The organism is Mycobacterium sp. SMC-21, from assembly GCF_045310825.1.
Classification (GTDB): domain Bacteria; phylum Actinomycetota; class Actinomycetes; order Mycobacteriales; family Mycobacteriaceae; genus Mycobacterium.
The window spans coordinates 257,838-275,857 of record NZ_JBJIAO010000003.1 but is presented as its reverse complement, the minus strand read 5'-3'; the positions used below and the strand labels follow the sequence as shown (position 1 = coordinate 275,857).

Sequence of the window (18,020 nt, the reverse complement as noted above, 5' to 3'; positions counted from 1 at the left end):
GGGGGCGCTACTCGTTTTCGGGATCAGCTGCCGGATGCCGACGATTTCGCGCTCGCGTCGCGGTGCCGGTGGGAACGCTTGTCGACGGGTGGCGGCGCGTCCGACGCCCCAGCGTCTGACCGGTCCGGCTTCGTGGCCTTGTCGGACGTGTTGGCCTTGTCCGACGTGGTGGCCTTGCCGCGCGTGTCCTTCGAGGGTGACGTCGATCCGTCATCCTTGCGGGGCTTGCCCGACGTCTTGCCGGCCGGGTCAGCCGCGGCGGCGTCCGATGCCTTGCCGTCCGCGGCGGTATCCGACGTCTTGCCGTCCGCAGCGGTACCCGACGGCGCGGTGGTGTCTGACACCGCCGACGCGGTTGACCCGGCGTCCACGCCGGTCCCCTTGGCGCGCTTCTTCAGCTTGGTTGCCGTCGATGTGGTTTCCGTGGATTCGGTCGTCCCGGATTCCGCGGCCGCCGCGGTGGCGGCGGTCGTCGTCGCAACGGATGCCGTGGCGGCGGTGGCGGTGGCGGTTGCCTTTGCGGCCAACGGCGTAGATGTCGGCAGGACTCCGCTGAGGTGCGAGCTGACCGCCGTGACCCAGGCGTTGATGGCCTTGCCCAACTGCTGGAACTCGCCCTGGATCGCCAGGCTGATCGAATTCAGCAGACTCGCCAGCGACTGGGCTATCGCCGTGACACCGGAGACGATGCCACCGACCGTCGAGCCGACACCTCCGGCCGCGCTGGTGGCGTACTCCTTGATGGCCGCCGCGATGACGGCGACGGCGAGCTTCGGGGTCCAGTCGGCGTTGTAGATGCCGTAGCCGTCGGCACCGGCGACGCCGTCCTGCGCGGTGTAGATGAACACCGGCCCGGCATAGGCGAGGGTCTGCCACGTATCGAGCAGGTTCTTGATCAGGTCGGCCTGGGTCTGCTCGCTGACGTCGTTGGTCGACGCACCGAACTCACTGATCCAGATCTTGAGGTTGCCGTCGCCGTACTGCTGCAGCAGCTGATAGATCGCATTCAGTTGCGTCAGTGGGGAATTCGCGACGCCGGCGCCCGACGAGAAGGGCAGCGACTCCTGATACGGATGGAACGACAACGCGTCGAAGTAGCCGGACGCGCCGGCGGCCAGCATCTCCTTGACGAACGTCACCGGATCGAGCGTGATGCTGCCGAAGCTGATGACGCTGCCGAGCGCGCCGGCGACCACGGTGGCGGTCGGGTCGACCGCCTTGATCGCCGGGTAGGCCGCCTTGAGCAGCGCCGCGTAGGCAGTGGCGTCGATGGGATCCGACGACAACACGTAATTCGGCTCGTTCCAGATCTCGTACGCCGAGATGGTCGAGCCGTAGCGCTTGGCCACCTCGGCCGCGAACGCCGCGTACGTGGCCGGGTCCGGCGTGCCGGCACCTGTGATGGACGTCGAGGAGCCCGCCCATGTCGGCGTGCTGGCGATCTCCACCATGACGCCCATGTTCCGGTCGGCCGCGGCCTGCATGACCATGTCCATGTAGGACCAGTTGTAGGTGCCCTGCGCAGGTTCGACGAAGATCCACGGCACGAAGACCCGGATGTCCTGGACCCCGATGGACTGCAGGGTGTCGAGTGTCTGGTCGATCTGCGCCTGGGTCTGTCCGTACAGCCCCGAGTCGGCGATCCCGATGGTCGACGGCGCAGACACGATTTCGGCGGTGTTCTCGATCTGGGCGATCAGATTCGCCGGCCCACTCGACGGCGCGTACGCGCAGATCAGTGCGATCGGGAGCATCGCGACAATGCCGCGAAACACACAGGCACGGACCAATCCACGCAGCGACCAATACATGCCGTCCTCCTCACCCCGAACGACCGGCCAGCGAATTGTTACGAGGCCGTCGATGAATGGCGGAGACATTACCCCAATGACGGCAACAAATCTGCAGAACCGTTGGAGAAATAAACATACCTATGGTCAACAACCAGGTAGAACGCCATTGTCTATTCACAGCCCACTGATAGACTCCTGACAGAATTCTCCAATGATTTCACGCATCCGCGTTACATAGCACACGTAATTACCGAGCTCAGCAAATACGAATTATCGTTGCCAAAGTCACCGGGACGAGGCAGAACATACGTCCGGTACATTTTTCGGAACAGCTCGACGCGAGCCGGCACGGCCAACACGAGAAGTGCGGAGGCAAATCATCGCGATGTGGCATTCAGTTCTGACATACGCCGGTGCCATCACGCTGTGCGCAGCCACGGCCGGCCTCGCGGTGCGGTGGGTTCCGATCGTCAACCGCACACTGCTGGCGCTGGCCGCCGGCGCCCCGTATGCGCTCATCGGCGCCCCCGTGGCCGCCATCCTGTTCGGCGTCGCAGGAAACTGGCCGCTGACAGCGGTCGCGGTCGGCACCACCGTCGTCGCGGCCGTCATACAACTACCCCTGTTCCGCCGCGCGAAGGCGCCGTCGGGGACGGCCCTGCGGTTCCTGTCGGCCAATCTGCGCTACGGGCGGGCCGACGCCGAAGCCGTCGTCCGGTACGCCGAGGAGGGCGCGGATATCGTTGCGCTGCAAGAACTCACGCCCGCGGCGCTGGCGCGGCTGGAGGCCGCCGGGCTCGACCGACTGTTCCCGCACCGGGCGCTGCGCGAGATGGACGAACCCGGGGGCGTCGGGCTCTGGAGCCGTCACCCGATCAGTGACATCCGCATCGACGACGGCTTCTGGCTGGGAATGCTGGCCGCCGACGTCCACCTGCCCGAGGCACCCGCCCCCACCCGCGTGCTGACGGTGCACCTGTCCGCGCCCTGGCCCGACCCGCTACAGGGCTGGCGCGACGATCTGGCGCGACTGGCGGGCACGTTGCTGACGGCTGCCCGGGCAAGCACGGGCCCCGTGCTGCTGGCCGGTGACCTGAACGCGACTCCGGACATGCGGGAATTCCGCCGGCTGCTGCGGCAGGGCTATCAGGACGCCGGCGCACAGGCCGGCGCCGGGGTGGTGCGCACGCATCCGTCCGACATCGTCGCGCCACCGGTCTTCGCGGTCGACCACATCCTCACGCGCGGCTACGTGGCCACGTCGCTGCGGACGCTGCAGGTACCCGGTTCCGACCACCGGGCCCTGCTGGCGCAGTTGGTCGCCGGTTGACTCAGTTCACCGGCACGTCGAGGATCGGGCGCGGCTCGGATGCGCCAGGCCCGTTGAAGTGCCACCACTCCCCCGGGTACACAGTCAGCCCACCGGCGACCATCGCGTCGCGCAGTCGCGCGCGGTTGGCCTGCTGTGCGGGGGTGACGCCCGTGGTCGCGTAGGCCGTCGCGCGCGGCGTGAAGTCGTCGAAATCGGTACCCATGTCGACGCCGGTGATGGTGACGTCCACCGACCGACCGGACTCGTGGCTGCGTGCGAACTGGCTGGGTTTGGCGACCCAGTTCGGGTCCGGCACGGCCTGGAACATCCGGACCTGCACGTCATGCGGGCGGTAGCAGTCCCAGAACGTCAGTACCTCGCCGTGCGCGCGCAGAATCCGGGCGGCGGTGGCCAGCCCCGGTGCCATGGACTCGTGGATCAGGCACCGGGCATCGGCGGGATACAGCGGGACACCGACGAAGTTGTTCGGGGTGGCGTAGCGCAGGTCGATCACCGCGTCGGGGACGACGGTCCGGACGTCGATCAGTCCGGCCGCAGCGGCCTGCGGTGACACCGGCGGCGGGGCGGGCTGTGGTGCTGCCGAGGCCGCGCCGAGGTCCGGCCCGAAGTTCCCGACCGACAGGAGCGCGCCCAAGGCGACGAGTGTTCGCACGAACATGTGTCGAGGTTGCCAGATCCCGGCACCGGACAACCACGGGATCACCGGATGTCGCGGTGTGCCAACGCGGTCGGCGCGCTCAGCGGCTGGGCGACGCCGGCTTCCTGGTGTTCTTGGTGCCGGCCCGCTTCCCCTTGGTCGGCCCGGGCTTGTCGCGCTGATCGTCCGCGGCCTGCGGTGTGGCCAACCGATCCATCCACATCCGCAGCGTGGTGACCAGCAGCGCCGCACTCTGGTCGGCGTCGGCCATCCCGATCGCCTGAGATATCGCCAATCCGCTTCCGGTCGCCACGATGGCGTCGATCGCCTCGTCCAACCGCGGGTCGGCGGCGTCGACGCCCTCGGGTATCAGGTCCTCGACCATCACCCGGACCGACTCCCGGAACCGGTCGATGGTTTCCCTCGTCCCCGCGGTCTGCTCCGGGTCTCCCAAGGTGCTCAACAGGTACTCCGAACCGAGCACCGTGAGCGGGATGTCCGAGGACAACCGGGACCACCAGGTCGCCAGCGCCCCGAACCTGTCGTCCATCGAATCAGATTCGCCGACAAGCATTTCCAGCAGTTTGGTGGTTTCCGCGAGGTACCTCGTGCGGAGGACTTCGAGGCACAGCGCCTCTTTGCCCGCGAAGTTGCTGTAGACAGCACCGATGGTGCGCCCGGCGTCAGCCGCGATGGCTGCGATGGAGGTGCCGTGATAGCCGTTCGCATAGAAGAGCCGCGCCGCCGAATCGAGCACATCCTGGCGCGTCTGCGCCTGACTCTCTGCGCGTGTCAACACTTTCCGAGCCGCCACAGTGTCCTCCGCAGGTCCGCCCACCGGTCGCCGACGAGAGGCCAGACTACCGCCTCGGCGCGCTCCAAATTTGATATTGCCCCCATATTCAAATAGGGCTACTATCCGAAATGTGACATCGGCTCCACGGCAAGCAGCCCGACGGCGGCGCCCTGGCGATGCCCGCGATGAGCACGACGTAGGCCCGGCGACGCATTCCCGCCTACCGAAATTGATTACCGCTCAACTCTTTTCATGAGGTCGACCCAAGGAGTCGAAATGACCGATACACACAGCTCACACAGCGCCACCGACGGATGTCGGCCATGACGGTGGCAGTGGTGACGGGTGGCGGCAGCGGCATCGGACGTGCGACGGCCGTGCGGTTCGCCCGCAACGGCTCCGAGGTCGTCGTGGCCGACATCAACGAGCAGACCGGCAAGGAAACGGTCGACCTCATCCAGGACGCGGGCGGCCGCGCGGTGTTCCGGCGACTCGACGTCGCCGACCTCACCGACTGGGAGGATTTCACCGACCGGGTGTGCGCCGAACACGGCGTGCCCGACGTCGTCGTCAACAACGCCGGCATCCTCATCGGTGGTGGGTTCCTGGAGCAGTCCAACGCGGACTGGCGGCGAATGATCCAGATCAACATGATGAGCCCCCTGGTGGGATCTCGGTTGTTCGTGCAACGCATGACGGACGCCGGGGTGCGCGGCCACATCGTCAACGTGTGTTCGGTCGGCGCGTTCATGCCGACGCCCATCGCCCCCTCGTATGTGGTCGCCAAGGCCGGCGCGTGGTTCGGCACCCAGGCGCTACGTGCGGAGTTCGGTGACAAGGGCATCGGCGTCAGCGCGATCTGCCCAGGGCTGATCCGAACCAGCCTGGCCGCCAACGGGACTCGCGGCGGCGTCGACGACAGCGACAGTTCGGACTGGGCGGCCAAGCTCGCCGCCGGCCACCGTTACATCGGCCGGTCCCCCGACCGGGTGGCCGCCGCGATCGAACGCGCGGTGCGCTGGAACCTCTCGACGGTCCCGGTCGGCGTCGAGGCCTGGGCCGGCTGGTACCTGTACCGGCTGTCACCGAGTGCGGCCCGCGGTCTCTACGGCCTGTTCACGATGTCGATCGCCGACAAGGCAGTCGCCCTGTCGGGCAGGCTGTTCGGAGGGAAGCGATGAAGAACGTCATCGTCACCGGCGCGGGGGCCGGTATCGGGCGTGAGACGGCAAAGCTGTTCGCCGCCAAAGGCGGTCGGGTCATCGTCGCAGACATCGACATGCCGGCCGCGAAGGAGACGGCCGAACAGATCGTCGGCGCAGGCGGCCAAGCCGTCGCCTACCGGCTGGACGTGGCCGCCGACGACGAGTGGGAGGCCTTCGGCGAGTGGATGTTTGCCCACTTCGGCGCACCCCACGTGCTGATCAACAACGCCGGCGTCATGGACCTCGGCGGGTTCGTGGAGATGAGCGCCGCGCAGTGGCAGCGCGAGATCGACATCAACCTGATGAGCGTCATCTACGGGTCACGGGTCTTCGCGCAACAGATGATCGACGATGGGATTCCCGGCCACATCGTCAATCTGTCGTCGGCGGCCGCGTACTTTCCATCGGGGCTCGAGCCCGCGTACGGCGTCGCGAAGTCGGCCGTCCTGATGGCCTCGCAGGCGCTACGAGTGGAGTTGCGCAGCAAAGGGATCGGCGTGACCGCGATCTGCCCGGGCGCCATCCGGACCAACCTGCTCGCCAACGGCCAACGGGCCGGGCTCACCGCGGAGCAGCAGGCGGCGTGGCGCGAGACCGCGGGCGGTATGCAGCGATACGCCTACACCTCACCGCAGAAGGTTGCCCGGGCGATCGAACGGGCCGTGCGGTGGAATTCGGCCGTCGTACCGGTCGCACCGGAATCCTGGCTGCTGTACGGGCTGTTCCGGTTCTCCCCCAGCCTCACGCGCGCAGTTCTCGCGCGCGCGTCCTTCGACCGCATCGAATCCGTGATCCCGGTCGCCGGCAAGGCACTCGCCCGGCTGACCGGGAAATAGGAGATATGACAATGACATCCAGCCCCGAATTCGAGGTCGTCGTCATCGGTGCGGGCTTCGGCGGCATCAACGCCGGCGTCCGGCTCCGGCAGGCCGGCATCGAGAACTTCGTCATCCTCGACAAGTGGGACAAGGTCGGCGGGACGTGGCACGCCAACCATTACCCCGGCGTCGCGGTCGACATTCCGTCGTTCATCTATCAGTTCAGCTATCACCAAAAAGGCGACTGGTCGCGGCTTTTCGCACCGGGCCACGAAATTCAGGCGTACGCCGAGGAGGTCGTGGATGCCCACGGGCTGCGGCCGAAGCTGCGCCTGAACACCACGGTCACCGGATGCCGGTTCGACGAGGCGAACGACATCTGGCACGTCAGTACCGATTCCGGCGAGGTGACGGCCCGGTTCATCATCGCGGGCATCGGCGGCCTGGAGGTGCCGAACCTCCCGGATATCGCGGGCATCGACAGCTTCGGCGGGACGGTGCTGCACACCGCCGCCTGGGATCACAGCGTCGATCTGCGCGGTAAGCGGGTCGGCGTCATCGGCACGGGCGCCAGTGCGCTGCAACTGATTCCGGAGGTCGCCAAAGTCGCCGCCCACCTCACGGTGTTCCAGCGCACCCCGATCTGGGTCGCGCCCAAGCCGGATTGGCACACGGGCCGGGTCACCAGGGCGGTGCTGGGCACCCCGATACTGCGCGCGCCGTTGCGCGCGATCGGCATGGTGGGCGTCGAACTCGGTGTCGGCGCCGGCATGCTGCACGGGCGGCGGATGCAGCCGCTCATCCGCGGCGCGGAAGCCGCGCTGAAGCTCTGGATGCGCACGCAGGTCAAGGATCCGGTGACGCGCGAGAAGCTCACCCCGAAGTACCTGCTGGGCTGCAAGCGACCGTCGATGCACAACGAGTACTTCAAGACCTACAACCTGCCACACGTCGATCTGGTGACCGACCCCATCGAGAAGGTCACCCCCGACGCGGTGGTGACCGAGGGCGGCGCGGCGCACGACATCGACGTGTTGGTGTGTGCCACCGGATTCAAGGTCATGGCCAAGGGCAGCACGCCGCCGTTCCCGACCCTGGGCCGTGACGGCATCGATCTCAACGAGTTCTGGGAGGCCAACCGCTACCAGGCGTACCAGGGCGTCTCGGCACCGAAGTTCCCCAACGCCTTCCTCGTCATCGGGCCGTACGCCTATGCCCCGGGCTCGTATCTGGTGTTGATCGAGTCGACCGGCGACCACGCCGTGCGCGTGATCACCGAGGCCCGGCAGCGTGGCGCCACCCGTGTCGAGGTCAAGCAGGAGCCGCACGACCGCTTCTTCGCGGACATGCAGAAGCGCGTCGCCGGAACTCCCCTGATGACCTCGGCGTGTGGCGGCTCCAACACGTATTACCTCAATCATCACGGCGACGCCGCGGCGTTCCGCCCGACCACGGTTCTGGAGATGCGTTGGGCGAACCGGCATTTCCCGCTGTCGGACTACCGTTTCACCCGCAACACCGTGCACGTGCCCGAAGGGGTGAGCGCATGAGTACGGCGCCGCAATTCGAGGTCGCCGTCATCGGCGCCGGGCCCGGCGGTATCGCCGCGGGTGTGAAGCTCCGCAAGGCCGGCATCGACGACTTCGTCATCCTCGAGCGCGCCGACGATGTCGGGGGCAGCTGGCACGAGAACCACTACCCGGGTCTCGGCGTGGACATCCCGACCATCGCGTATCAGTACTCGTTCGCGCGCAACGCCAACTGGGATCGTTTCTTCGCCAAAGGCGCGGAGGTCAAGCAATACCACGTCGATGTGGCCCGAAAGTACGGGCTGTATCCGCGTATCCGGTTCAATACCAACGTCGAACGGGAGGAGTGGGACGACACCGGTAACTTCTGGAAGCTGCATGCCGCCGACGGTTCCGTCGTCACGGCACGGTTCGTCATCAGCGCGGTGGGCGCGTTCGTCCGGCCCAAGGAGGACGTCGGGATTGCCGGCGCGAAATCGTTCAAGGGCAAGGTGCAGCGGCCGACCGATTGGGACCACGACTACGACATGACCGGCAAGGCCGTCGGCATCATCGGCACGGGAGCCAGTGCGGTGCAGATCATTCCGGCGATCGCACCGGAGGTCGGCCATCTGACGGTGTTCCAGCGCACCCCGGTCTGGTCCATTCCCAAGCCCGACTTCCGGGTACCGGCGGTGATGAAGAAGGTGCTGGCGATCCCCGGTGTGCAGGCCACGATCCACGGCGGCGTGCTGGTCGTGGTCGACCTGATTCTCCGTGGGGCACTGCGGACCTCGCATTCGACGCTGGATCGAGCCGACGCGCTCTGCATCCGCGGCTACGGCAGATTCGTGGCCAGAACGGTGCACGACCCGGAAACCAGCGCGAAGCTGACACCGAACTTCGGTCTGCTCGCCAAACGGCCGACCATGTCCAACGGATATCTGCAGGCCTACAACCGCACCAACGTGTCGCTGGTGACCGATCCCATCGAGAAGATCACGCCGACCGGCGTCCGGACCCGCGACGGAATGCTCCACAAGCTGGACGTGCTGATCCTGGCCACCGGCTACGAGGTGTTCTCCGATCCGGAGACGTATCGCCCGGGAACCGTCGTGGGCCGGGCCGGTTTCGACCTCGCCAAGTTCTACAACGAGGAAGGCCTGCAGGCGTACGAGAGCGTCTCGGTGCCGGGGCTGCCCAACCGGTGGACGCTGTGCGGCCCGTACTCGTGGACCGGGTCGGGCTGGCACGCTTTCGTCGAGATGACCGCGGACCACGCCGTCCGCGCGATCACCGAGACCCGCCGCCGCGCGGCGCACGTCTGCGAGATTCGCCCGGAGGCCGCCGAGGCCTACCATCGCACGACCTACCGACGTGCGGAACCGCTGCGCTACTACCTCGGCGACCTCAACGGGCATGTGCCCACCTACTACCGGAACTCGCAGGGCGACACCACATACATCCGTCCCTCCGGTTTCTTCGAGGCCAGCCGCGGCAACCGCAGATTCCCGCTGGACGACTACCGCTACGAAATCCCGGCCACCACCGAGGGAGTGCGCGCATGAGCGCGATCGATTCGGTGACCATCGAGTTGCCCAGCCGCGCGAGCCGGTCACTGCGCGTCGCCGATGCGTTGGGCCGCAGGACGATTCGGCCCGCACTCGACGGTATCGCCCGGTTGGCCTGGCGCGGTCCGCTGCGCGGCACGCCCGCGTTCCGCATCGCCAACCTCGCCGAGTTGATCACCGTCCCGCTACGGGCGCCGCGCGGCACCCGCCGCCGCGCCCTGCGCTTCGCCACCTGCCGCGCGGAATGGCTGTGGCACAAGACGATCGCCGGCCCCGACGACGTCACCGGCGGTGCCATCCTCTACTTCCACGGCGGTGGTTTTGTGGCTGGTGGACTGCACAGCCATCGCCGGATCGCGGGCCGCATCGCCCGCGCCGCGGGTATCCCGCTGCTCAACGTCGACTACCGGCAGCTGCCGGCAGCCCACATCACCGACACCGTCGCCGACGCGCTCGATGCCTACCAGCATCTGCTCGGGTTGGGCTTCGCTCCCGAAAAGGTCGTGTTCGCCGGCGATTCCGCGGGCGGTGGCCTGGCCTTCGCCGCGGCGCTGGCCGCACGCGAGCGCCGGCTGCCGATGCCCGGCGGCATCGTCGCCATCGCGCCGTGGGCCGAGTTCGATCCGGCCCGCAGGCTCGCCCACGCCAACGATCGGACGGACGCCGTGTTGTCGGCCTTCACCCTCTCGATCCCCGCCCTGGTCGGTTTCGCGGCCGGCGGCGAGCTGGACCCGCGCTGGTCGCCGGTGAACCACGACTTCACCGGGCTCCCATCGGTTTTCATCCAGGTGGGTTCGACCGAGGTACTCCTGGCCGACGCCGAACAACTGGCTCAGTGCTGCCGCGCGGCCGCGGTGCCCTGCACCCTGCAGATCTGGGATCGCGCACTGCACGTCTTCCACGCCGGGGCCGACATCCTTCCGGATGCCCGGGCCGCCATATCCGACATGGGCCGCACCATCCGCGTATTCGTCGACACCGACGCCCCGTCTCTGCCGACCGGGCGCAGCGCGGCGGCATGACCCGACGACAACGTCGCCTCGCAACCGAACAGAACGGAATCTCCATGCCCCAGCCGCTGTTCCGCCAACGCATCACCGCCTGGATGCAGCTCCGTCCGGCCCCGATTCCCGCGCTCTGGCGCGGGGTGGACCGCATCCACTTCACCGCGGATGCGGTGATCCGGCTGATCGAGAAGGCGCACATGGGAATTCGGGATCAGATCGTGCTGCCGGCGGCCGCGAGAGTCGGTGTGGCGCCGGCGGCCATCGACACCTTCCGCCGACGGCACACGCAGTTCTTCGGCCGGGTGTACCGCGGACTGCGCACCATCCACTGGTACGTCTGACAACAAAGAACCCCCGCACGACCGAAGTCGTACGGGGGTCCTTTGTGAAATCGGATTCGGCTTAGGCCTCTTCGGTGAAGTTCCGGGTGACGGCCGGGTCGACCGGGATGCCCGGGCCGGTGGTCGTCGAGACGGTGACCTTCTTCAGGTAACGGCCCTTCGACGACGACGGCTTGGCGCGCAGCACCTCGTCCAGCGCAGCACCGTAGTTCTCGGCCAGCTTGACCTCGTCGAACGACGCCTTGCCGATGATCAGGTGCAGGTTGGCCTGCTTGTCGACGCGGAAGTTGATCTTGCCGCCCTTGATGTCGGACACGGCCTTGGCCACGTCCGGGGTGACGGTGCCGGTCTTCGGGTTCGGCATCAGACCACGCGGGCCGAGGACGCGGGCGATCTTACCGACCTTCGCCATCTGATCCGGCGTCGCGATCGCGGCGTCGAAGTCGGTCCACCCACCCTGGATACGCTCGATCAGGTCATCGCTACCGACGGCATCGGCGCCGGCGGCCACAGCGGCCTCGGCCTTCTCACCAACCGCGAACACCACTACGCGGGCGGTCTTACCGGTGCCGTGCGGCAGGTTGACGGTGCCACGCACCATCTGGTCTGCCTTACGAGGATCGACACCCAGCCGGATCGCAACCTCGACGGTCGCATCCTGCTTCTTCGAGGACGTCTCCTTGGCCAGCTTGACGGCCTGGAGCGGGGTGTACAGGTTGTCGCGGTCCACCTTCTCGGCAGCTTCGCGGTATGCCTTGCTGTTCTTGCTCATTTGAATCTCCAGTTCAGAGGTTGTGGTTAGCGAGCCGAAGCGGGCTCTTCCACGTATTGCTCAGTTCGAGTACCCGACGTGTACGGGACGAACTATTCGACGGTGATGCCCATCGAGCGCGCGGTGCCGGCGATGATCTTGGCAGCGGCGTCGATGTCGTTCGCGTTGAGATCTTCCTTCTTGGTCTCGGCGATCTCGCGGACCTGGTCCCAGCTGATCTTGGCGACCTTGGTCTTGTGCGGCTCGGACGAACCCTTCTGGATACCCGCAGCCTTGAGCAGCAGCCGGGCGGCCGGCGGGGTCTTCAGGACGAACGTGAACGTACGGTCCTCGTAGACGCTGATCTCGACGGGGATGACGTTTCCGCGCTGGCTTTCTGTCGCGGCGTTGTACGCCTTGCAGAACTCCATGATGTTGACGCCGTGCTGGCCGAGCGCCGGACCCACGGGCGGGGCGGGGTTGGCCGCGCCGGCCTGGATCTGAAGCTTGATCAGCCCGACGACCTTCTTCTTCTTCGGGGCCATTGGTGTGGTGTTCCTTTCTAGGTAGTCGCGGCGCGACTACGTTCCTGCTAACCGGGAGCCGAGGCTCGCGATTAAATCTTGCTGACCTGTGTGAAGGTCAATTCGACGGGTGTCTCGCGTCCGAAGATGGACACCAGCACCTTGAGCTTCTGCTGTTCGGCGTTGACCTCGCTGATCGACGCGGGCAGCGTGGCGAACGGGCCGTCCATGACGGTGACCGACTCGCCGACCTCGAAGTCGACCAGGATTTCCGGACGCGCCAGGGTGGCTTCGCTGTCGGCACCCGACGCAGCGGCGGCCGCGGTCGCCTTGGCGGGCTTCTTCGCGGCGCCCTGCGGCAGCAGGAACTTCACGACGTCGTCGAGCGAGAGCGCCGACGGCTTCGAGGTCGCGCCGACGAACCCGGTCACACCCGGGGTGTTGCGCACGGCGCCCCACGACTCGTCGTTCAGGTCCATGCGCACCAGGATGTAGCCCGGCAGCACCTTGCGGTTGACCTGCTTGCGCTGGCCGTTCTTGATCTCGGTGACCTCTTCGGTCGGCACCTCGACCTGGAAGATGTAGTCGCCGACATCCAGGTTCTGCACGCGGGTCTCGAGGTTGGCCTTCACCTTGTTCTCGTAGCCGGCGTACGAGTGGATGACGTACCACTCGCCTGCCTGACGACGCAGCTGCTTCTTCAGCGCGACCGCGGGATCCTCGTCCTCGGGCTCCTCGGCGACGGCTTCCGCCGTCTCGTCGACGACCACGTCGGTCGCCTCGGGCGCTTCCTCGGCGTCGGCCGAGTCGGTGTCCAGGGTGTCGTCAGCGTCCACGGTGTCGTCCGAGGTCTCCACCGACTCGACTGCCTCGGCGGTCACGTCGGACTCGTCCGAAGGTGTCTCGCCATCGAAAGTCACGGTAGTCAGTCCTCTCTTACGTTCTTGAGCTCGTCCAGGCGGGCGCTCGGCGTCAGCCGAACACCCACATGACGAGCTTGGCGAGACCGAAATCGACCCCACCGATCAGCGCCACCATGAAGACCAGGAACACCAGCACGACGGTCGTGTAACCGATCATCTGCTTGCGGTTCGGCCAGATGACCTTGCGCAGCTCGGCGACGACCTGCTTGAGGTAGTTCCAGACGAACACGAACGGGTTCCGAGTGGGGCCCGTCTTCTTGGACTTGTCAGCCTTCTTCGGCTTGGACTTCTTGCCGGCCTCGGCCGCGTTGTCCTCGGCGCCGGAGTCCGTGTCGCCGGTCTCGGCGTCCGATTCGGACTCGTCGACCTCGACGGCCCGCCGGGCCCGCTTTCCGGTCGGACGCGCCGGACGCGTCACAACTGCGGTCTGGCCCTGCGACTCGCTTTCGCTCGCGTCGGTGCCCGCATCAGTACCGGCGCCTGCGGAGCCGGCACTATCGCGCTCGTCGCTCACCGCATGCCTTTCGTCTGTTCCAGGTGGTCACATTTCCAGTGTCCACATCGGTATTCAGTTGAGCAGGGGCGACAGGACTTGAACCTGCAACCTGCGGTTTTGGAGACCGCTGCTCTGCCAATTGAGCTACGCCCCTTCAGCACCGGCCAGGCCGGCGCTTCCGGTTGGGTCCTCACACAATTCGCGCGCTCCCCGATCGGTCGATGTGTAACCGACGGACAGCGCGCTGAAAAGGGTGGATCCCCGAGGACCGAGTGTACATCGGCCCCAGTCTGAGTTACTAATCCGCTCCGACGGCCGAACGCAAAACCTGGCCCGTTTCGCGGTCGTAGCGCACCGACACCGAGTTGTCGCCCTCGTGGCCCATCAACGTCGTGAAGGCCTCCATGATGACGCTGCCGTCGTCATCGGTGAGGGTGTTGCGGGTCATCACGATGTCGGCGCCGAACCGGTGCTCGACGGAGATGATCTCGACGGTCGCGTGCAGGCGGTCACCGACCAGGATCGGGCGGTGGTACACGAACTTCTGGTCGACCTGGATGATCTGCATGGTCTCCATGCCGACATCGACGACGCGGAAGAAGTCCTGCTGGACCAGCAGGGCGACGATCGCCACGAACGTCGGGCCGGCGACGATGGCCTTGTGACCCAACTCGGCCGCGGCGTCTTCGTCCATCGAGACCGGGTGGTCGGACTTGACGGCCTTGGCGTACTGCCGGACCTGCTCCCGGCCCACGACGAAGACCTGCGGGTACTTGTGGACCATCCCCAGGATGTTGGGATTCAGCGGCATGACTACGCCAACTTCGCGGTGGCGACGGCGCGGCCGAAGATCTTCTTGCCGCCGGTGGTGGCAGAGAGCGCGATGGTGACCGACTTGGATTCCTCGTCGACCGACTTCACGCGGCCGCTGAAGATCAGCTCAGCGCCGACGCCGTCGTTCGGGACCGGGACCACAGAGGTGAAGCGGACGTTGTACTCGGTCACGGCACCCGGGTCACCGACCCAGTTGGTGATGTAGCCGCCGCCGAGGCCCATGGTCAGCATGCCGTGGGCGATCGCGGTGTCCAGACCGACCTGCTTGGCGATCTCGTCGTCCCAGTGGATCGGGTTCAGGTCACCGGAGACGCCGGCGTAGTTGACCAGATCCTGCCGGGTCAGCTGGTAGGTCTTCTCAGGCAGCGCGTCGCCGACCTTGACCGAATTGAACTCACGAAGTGCCATCTGAGAATCCTCCCTGTCCGTCCTCGTCACCCGAGCGACCCGCCAAGGTCGTGTAGGCCTCCTGCACGACCTCATCACGGTCATTCGTGATGATGTTCTTGGTCACGATGATGTCGGTGCCGTGTGCCTGACGGAACGAGTCGACGTACACATCGCAGTACAGCTTGTCCCCGGCCTTGATCGGCTGCAGGAACTTCAGCGACTGGTCGACCTGGACGATCTGGGCATCAGAAATGGCGATGCCGGCATCGCCGAACATCGCGAATTGGGCTTGGTAGCCGAAGATGCAGATGAAGGTCAGCGGCGCGAGCAGTGCATCGTGGCCGAGCTCGGCGGCCGCCGACTCCTGGTGGAAACACGCGTCGTCGTTCTGAACGGCAGTCGCGTGCTCACGGATCTTCTCGCGACCGACCTCGTAGCACTCGGGATGCCGGTAGTGATAGCCGACAATGTCCGCCAGACCCACGACGAGTGACTAACGCGACTCTTTGTGCGGCTGGTGCGTACCGCAGTTCGGGCAGAACTTCTTCAGCTCGAGCCGATCCGGGTCGTTGCGGCGGTTCTTCTTGGTGATGTAGTTACGGTGCTTGCACACCTCGCAGGCCAAGGTGATCTTCGGCCGTACGTCGGTACTCGACGCCACGTCTCTGCCTCTTTCGCTTCGAATCTCTGTTGTGCTGGTAGCGGTGGGGAGGCTCGATCTCCCGACCTCACGATTATGAGTCGTGCGCTCTAACCAGCTGAGCTACACCGCCCCGACAGACACAGGCGGCGCAGCGGCGGATTTTTACTTCCGTCGCTCCGCTCGCCATATGTCCACCGAGCCCCCTAACGGAATCGAACCGTTGACCTTTTCCTTACCATGGAAACGCTCTGCCGACTGAGCTAAGGGGGCCTGACCCTCGGTTTCGAACTGTCGGTTACGACCGTCTGCCCCGTGGGCCTTAAAGAGGTTACCGTCTCGCGGTTTCACCTGCCAAAACGGCAGCTCAACCACGCTATTTCGGCCTGTTCGGGCGGTCCCGCCGCGGGTTTGCTCCGGGTTTGTCCCTGGCCTCGTCCAATGCCGCCTTGGTTGTTCATCGGTTGAAGTCAGGTACTTCTGCGGCGCCGAAACGATCCCTGAGCTCAATCGCCCGTCTCACTGAACTCAGATACGTCTACGCCGCCCGCCACCCCCGGCGGTACAACGCTGCCGCGACCCGGGCCAGGACGTCATCGTCGGTGTCCTCCTTGATCACCCTGATGACGATCCAGTTCCGCGCCTCGAGCCTCGGCAGCGCCTTCAGGTCGCGGACATACTGCTCGCGATCGGTCTGGTGGTGGCCTCCGTCGTATTGCACTCCGACCAGCAGGTGCTTCCAGCCCATGTCGAACTTGGTGATCAACCGATTGCCGTCATAAACCGGGATCTGGGTGTCGGTAGGGCGCATACCCGCGTCGGTGAGCAGCAACCGCACCCGCGTCTCCTGCGGCGACTCGGCCCCGTCGTCGCTCAGCTCGAGCGCCACGCCGAGCTGAGCGAGACGGCGCGCCCGCGGATACCGTGCGATGAGCGGCTGAACTTCGTCGGCGCCGATCCGGCCCACCCACAGCAGTGCGTCGATCCGGGCGACCGCCGCATCCCGGTCGAGGTGGCGGCCCAGGTCGAAGATCGTCCGCCCCGGCGTGGTGACCGGAATCCCGTCATACGTGGTGACCTCGTCCGCGGCGTACGCCTCATTCCGCACGATCAGCCCGCTCGGCGGGTTGCCGTTGCGCCAGAGCATCTCGATCGGCACGTCGTCGTCGACGTATTTCGCCCAATGCAGCGCCGATGCCGCCACGCCTGTGATGACACCCCGCCGGCCGGACCACAACCACGCACCGCGAGCGCGATCTCGGACGGTGGGCTCGAACGGTCCGTAGACGTCCGGGAACATGCGCCCGTAGTGCCGACGCAGGTCATTACGCGTGACCTTTCCCGCGGCCAATGCCTCGCTGCCGATGAATACCCCCATGACGCGATGTTGTCGGCGGCCTCCGACGCTGCGGCGCCCACACGCCGTCGTTGGGTTCGAGCTGTGGATGAACGTCGCACTGTGGATTGCTCGACCCCCGCGAAGTCCCGGGCTTCAATGAGCGAGCGCGCCAACCCCTCGTGATTGACGTCAGGGACGCCGCGCACCCGAAATCCGTACCCGGCTTCAATTGGCACGAGATATGCGCTCGGAGATTGCAGCCACGCACGTCAACGCCGAGACGACCCTCCTAGGCTGTCGGCATGCCTGATGACCGCCTGTATTTCCGCCAGTTGCTCGCCGGTCGCGACTTCGCCGCGACCGACCCGATCGCCCAGCAGATGCGCAACTTCGCCTACCTCATCGGCGACCGGGAGACCGGCGACTGCGTGGTGGTCGACCCGGCCTACGCGGCGGGCGATCTGGTCGACGTCCTCGAAGGCGACGGCATGCACCTGTCGGGCGTGCTCGTCACCCACCACCACCCCGACCACGTCGGCGGTTCGATGATGGGCTTCGAGCTCAAGGGCCTGGCCGAGCTGCTGGAGCGGGTCAGCGTGCCGGTGCACGTCAACGCCCACGAGGCGGACTGGGTGTCCCGGGTCACCGGCATCGCACCGTCGGAGCTGACGCCGCACCAGCACGGCGACGTCGTGCAGGTCGGAGCGGTGCCGATCGAGCTGCTGCACACCCCCGGACACACCCCCGGTAGCCAGTGCTTCCTGCTCGACGGCCGGTTGGTGGCCGGCGACACGCTGTTCCTGGAGGGCTGTGGCCGCACCGATTTCCCGGGCGGGAACGTCGACGACATGTTCCGCAGCCTGCAGGCGCTGGCCGCCCTGCCCGGCGATCCGACGGTCTTCCCCGGGCACTGGTATTCGGCCGAACCCAGTGCGCCACTCGACGACGTCCGTCGCACCAATTACGTCTACCGGGCACGCGACCTGGACCAGTGGCGCATGCTCATGGGCGGCTAGCAGCGCAGCTACCTTTCGCTCTCCGTTGTACAAGTCAACCAGCGAATATTAGTCTCAGTGTCGGATAAAACCGATCGGGACTTGACGACTGGATGGCG

General features: G+C 66.4%; 20 protein-coding genes and 3 tRNA genes. 8 read left to right on the top strand and 15 right to left on the bottom strand.

Going from position 1 to position 18,020, the window contains the following annotated elements; all coding sequences use genetic code 11:
- Positions 1-23 precede the first annotated feature (23 nt).
- Positions 24-1,811: a cellulase family glycosylhydrolase gene (locus ACJH6H_RS05100; RefSeq protein WP_406774374.1), complete on the bottom strand. Its 1,788-nt coding sequence runs from the start codon at positions 1,809-1,811 to the stop codon at positions 24-26.
- 367 nt (positions 1,812-2,178) lie between these two features.
- Between ACJH6H_RS05100 and ACJH6H_RS05095 the strand changes: the two genes are divergently transcribed.
- Positions 2,179-3,123 (top strand): endonuclease/exonuclease/phosphatase family protein, encoded by a 945-nt coding sequence (locus ACJH6H_RS05095; protein WP_406774373.1) that lies wholly within the window; start codon positions 2,179-2,181, stop codon positions 3,121-3,123.
- A 1-nt stretch (position 3,124) separates the two neighbouring features.
- Here ACJH6H_RS05095 and ACJH6H_RS05090 read toward each other — a convergent pair whose 3' ends face one another.
- On the bottom strand, positions 3,125-3,784 hold the full coding sequence (locus ACJH6H_RS05090) for a M15 family metallopeptidase (RefSeq protein ID WP_318985738.1): 660 nt from the start codon (positions 3,782-3,784) through the stop codon (positions 3,125-3,127).
- A gap of 79 nt (positions 3,785-3,863) precedes the next feature.
- Positions 3,864-4,562 carry a TetR/AcrR family transcriptional regulator gene (locus tag ACJH6H_RS05085; RefSeq protein ID WP_406774372.1) on the bottom strand — a complete coding sequence of 233 codons (699 nt, stop codon included), beginning with the start codon at positions 4,560-4,562 and terminating at the stop codon, positions 3,864-3,866.
- A 320-nt stretch (positions 4,563-4,882) separates the two neighbouring features.
- On the opposite strand from ACJH6H_RS05085, the gene ACJH6H_RS05080 reads away from it, so the two are divergent.
- Genes ACJH6H_RS05080 through ACJH6H_RS05055 form a run of 6 tightly spaced genes read left to right on the top strand, consistent with a single transcriptional unit; the run spans position 4,883 to position 11,009 of the window.
- Positions 4,883-5,740 (top strand): SDR family NAD(P)-dependent oxidoreductase, encoded by an 858-nt coding sequence (locus tag ACJH6H_RS05080; protein WP_212806957.1) that lies wholly within the window; start codon positions 4,883-4,885, stop codon positions 5,738-5,740.
- Positions 5,737-6,600, top strand: a complete 864-nt coding sequence (locus ACJH6H_RS05075) for an SDR family NAD(P)-dependent oxidoreductase (RefSeq protein WP_212806958.1) — start codon at positions 5,737-5,739, stop codon at positions 6,598-6,600. Before ACJH6H_RS05080 ends, ACJH6H_RS05075 begins: the two co-directional genes overlap by 4 nt.
- A gap of 5 nt (positions 6,601-6,605) precedes the next feature.
- Positions 6,606-8,132, top strand: a complete 1,527-nt coding sequence (locus ACJH6H_RS05070; protein ID WP_406774371.1) for a flavin-containing monooxygenase — start codon at positions 6,606-6,608, stop codon at positions 8,130-8,132.
- Entirely contained in the window at positions 8,129-9,658 is a 1,530-nt protein-coding gene (locus ACJH6H_RS05065; RefSeq protein WP_406774370.1) for a flavin-containing monooxygenase, read from the top strand. Before ACJH6H_RS05070 ends, ACJH6H_RS05065 begins: the two co-directional genes overlap by 4 nt.
- A complete protein-coding gene (locus ACJH6H_RS05060) occupies positions 9,655-10,683 on the top strand; it encodes an alpha/beta hydrolase (protein ID WP_406774369.1) in 1,029 nt (342 codons plus the stop codon). The genes ACJH6H_RS05065 and ACJH6H_RS05060 overlap by 4 nt, the downstream gene beginning before the upstream one ends.
- A 44-nt stretch (positions 10,684-10,727) precedes the next feature.
- Positions 10,728-11,009, top strand: a complete 282-nt coding sequence (locus tag ACJH6H_RS05055) for a hypothetical protein (protein WP_406774368.1) — start codon at positions 10,728-10,730, stop codon at positions 11,007-11,009.
- A 61-nt stretch (positions 11,010-11,070) separates the two neighbouring features.
- Here ACJH6H_RS05055 and rplA read toward each other — a convergent pair whose 3' ends face one another.
- The 12 genes from rplA to ACJH6H_RS04995 all read right to left on the bottom strand — a co-directional run bounded on the left by rplA (position 11,071) and on the right by ACJH6H_RS04995 (position 16,945).
- Positions 11,071-11,781: a 50S ribosomal protein L1 gene (gene rplA / locus ACJH6H_RS05050; protein ID WP_061001845.1), complete on the bottom strand. Its 711-nt coding sequence runs from the start codon at positions 11,779-11,781 to the stop codon at positions 11,071-11,073.
- Positions 11,782-11,873: 92 nt separating this feature from the next.
- A complete protein-coding gene (gene rplK / locus ACJH6H_RS05045; protein ID WP_020101322.1) occupies positions 11,874-12,305 on the bottom strand; it encodes a 50S ribosomal protein L11 in 432 nt (143 codons plus the stop codon).
- 71 nt (positions 12,306-12,376) lie between these two features.
- Positions 12,377-13,120, bottom strand: coding sequence for a transcription termination/antitermination protein NusG (gene nusG, locus ACJH6H_RS05040; protein ID WP_406774403.1), 744 nt, complete (start codon positions 13,118-13,120; stop codon positions 12,377-12,379).
- A gap of 136 nt (positions 13,121-13,256) precedes the next feature.
- Positions 13,257-13,721: a preprotein translocase subunit SecE gene (gene secE, locus ACJH6H_RS05035; protein WP_406774367.1), complete on the bottom strand. Its 465-nt coding sequence runs from the start codon at positions 13,719-13,721 to the stop codon at positions 13,257-13,259.
- Between the two features lie 63 nt (positions 13,722-13,784).
- A tRNA-Trp gene (locus ACJH6H_RS05030) sits at positions 13,785-13,857 on the bottom strand.
- A 144-nt stretch (positions 13,858-14,001) separates the two neighbouring features.
- On the bottom strand, positions 14,002-14,514 hold the full coding sequence (gene hadC, locus ACJH6H_RS05025) for a (3R)-hydroxyacyl-ACP dehydratase subunit HadC (RefSeq protein WP_406774366.1): 513 nt from the start codon (positions 14,512-14,514) through the stop codon (positions 14,002-14,004).
- A gap of 2 nt (positions 14,515-14,516) precedes the next feature.
- Positions 14,517-14,945, bottom strand: coding sequence for a (3R)-hydroxyacyl-ACP dehydratase subunit HadB (gene hadB, locus ACJH6H_RS05020; protein ID WP_406774365.1), 429 nt, complete (start codon positions 14,943-14,945; stop codon positions 14,517-14,519).
- On the bottom strand, positions 14,932-15,411 hold the full coding sequence (hadA, locus tag ACJH6H_RS05015; protein WP_212806967.1) for a (3R)-hydroxyacyl-ACP dehydratase subunit HadA: 480 nt from the start codon (positions 15,409-15,411) through the stop codon (positions 14,932-14,934). The genes hadB and hadA overlap by 14 nt, the downstream gene beginning before the upstream one ends.
- A 9-nt stretch (positions 15,412-15,420) precedes the next feature.
- Positions 15,421-15,588, bottom strand: coding sequence for a 50S ribosomal protein L33 (gene rpmG, locus ACJH6H_RS05010; protein ID WP_059015841.1), 168 nt, complete (start codon positions 15,586-15,588; stop codon positions 15,421-15,423).
- Between the two features lie 35 nt (positions 15,589-15,623).
- Positions 15,624-15,700, bottom strand: a tRNA-Met gene (locus ACJH6H_RS05005).
- Between the two features lie 67 nt (positions 15,701-15,767).
- Positions 15,768-15,840 (bottom strand) — tRNA-Thr (locus tag ACJH6H_RS05000).
- A gap of 265 nt (positions 15,841-16,105) precedes the next feature.
- Positions 16,106-16,945, bottom strand: coding sequence for a hypothetical protein (locus tag ACJH6H_RS04995; protein ID WP_406774364.1), 840 nt, complete (start codon positions 16,943-16,945; stop codon positions 16,106-16,108).
- A 263-nt stretch (positions 16,946-17,208) separates the two neighbouring features.
- Here ACJH6H_RS04995 and ACJH6H_RS04990 point away from each other — a divergent pair, with 263 nt between their 5' ends.
- Positions 17,209-17,922, top strand: a complete 714-nt coding sequence (locus ACJH6H_RS04990; RefSeq protein WP_406774363.1) for an MBL fold metallo-hydrolase — start codon at positions 17,209-17,211, stop codon at positions 17,920-17,922.
- The last annotated feature ends 98 nt before the right edge of the window (positions 17,923-18,020 follow it).

Coding starts and splice junctions, on each gene's coding strand:
- ACJH6H_RS05100 (WP_406774374.1), bottom strand. CDS start 1,811: ATGTATTGGTCGCTGCGTGGATTGGTCCGTGCCTGTGTGTTTCGCGGC.
- ACJH6H_RS05095 (WP_406774373.1), top strand. CDS start 2,179: ATGTGGCATTCAGTTCTGACATACGCCGGTGCCATCACGCTGTGCGCA.
- ACJH6H_RS05090 (WP_318985738.1), bottom strand. CDS start 3,784: ATGTTCGTGCGAACACTCGTCGCCTTGGGCGCGCTCCTGTCGGTCGGG.
- ACJH6H_RS05080 (WP_212806957.1), top strand. CDS start 4,883: ATGACGGTGGCAGTGGTGACGGGTGGCGGCAGCGGCATCGGACGTGCG.
- ACJH6H_RS05075 (WP_212806958.1), top strand. CDS start 5,737: ATGAAGAACGTCATCGTCACCGGCGCGGGGGCCGGTATCGGGCGTGAG.
- ACJH6H_RS05070 (WP_406774371.1), top strand. CDS start 6,606: ATGACAATGACATCCAGCCCCGAATTCGAGGTCGTCGTCATCGGTGCG.
- ACJH6H_RS05065 (WP_406774370.1), top strand. CDS start 8,129: ATGAGTACGGCGCCGCAATTCGAGGTCGCCGTCATCGGCGCCGGGCCC.
- ACJH6H_RS05060 (WP_406774369.1), top strand. CDS start 9,655: ATGAGCGCGATCGATTCGGTGACCATCGAGTTGCCCAGCCGCGCGAGC.
- ACJH6H_RS05055 (WP_406774368.1), top strand. CDS start 10,728: ATGCCCCAGCCGCTGTTCCGCCAACGCATCACCGCCTGGATGCAGCTC.
- rplA (WP_061001845.1), bottom strand. CDS start 11,781: ATGAGCAAGAACAGCAAGGCATACCGCGAAGCTGCCGAGAAGGTGGAC.
- rplK (WP_020101322.1), bottom strand. CDS start 12,305: ATGGCCCCGAAGAAGAAGAAGGTCGTCGGGCTGATCAAGCTTCAGATC.
- hadC (WP_406774366.1), bottom strand. CDS start 14,514: ATGCCGCTGAATCCCAACATCCTGGGGATGGTCCACAAGTACCCGCAG.
- hadB (WP_406774365.1), bottom strand. CDS start 14,945: ATGGCACTTCGTGAGTTCAATTCGGTCAAGGTCGGCGACGCGCTGCCT.
- ACJH6H_RS04995 (WP_406774364.1), bottom strand. CDS start 16,945: ATGGGGGTATTCATCGGCAGCGAGGCATTGGCCGCGGGAAAGGTCACG.
- ACJH6H_RS04990 (WP_406774363.1), top strand. CDS start 17,209: ATGCCTGATGACCGCCTGTATTTCCGCCAGTTGCTCGCCGGTCGCGAC.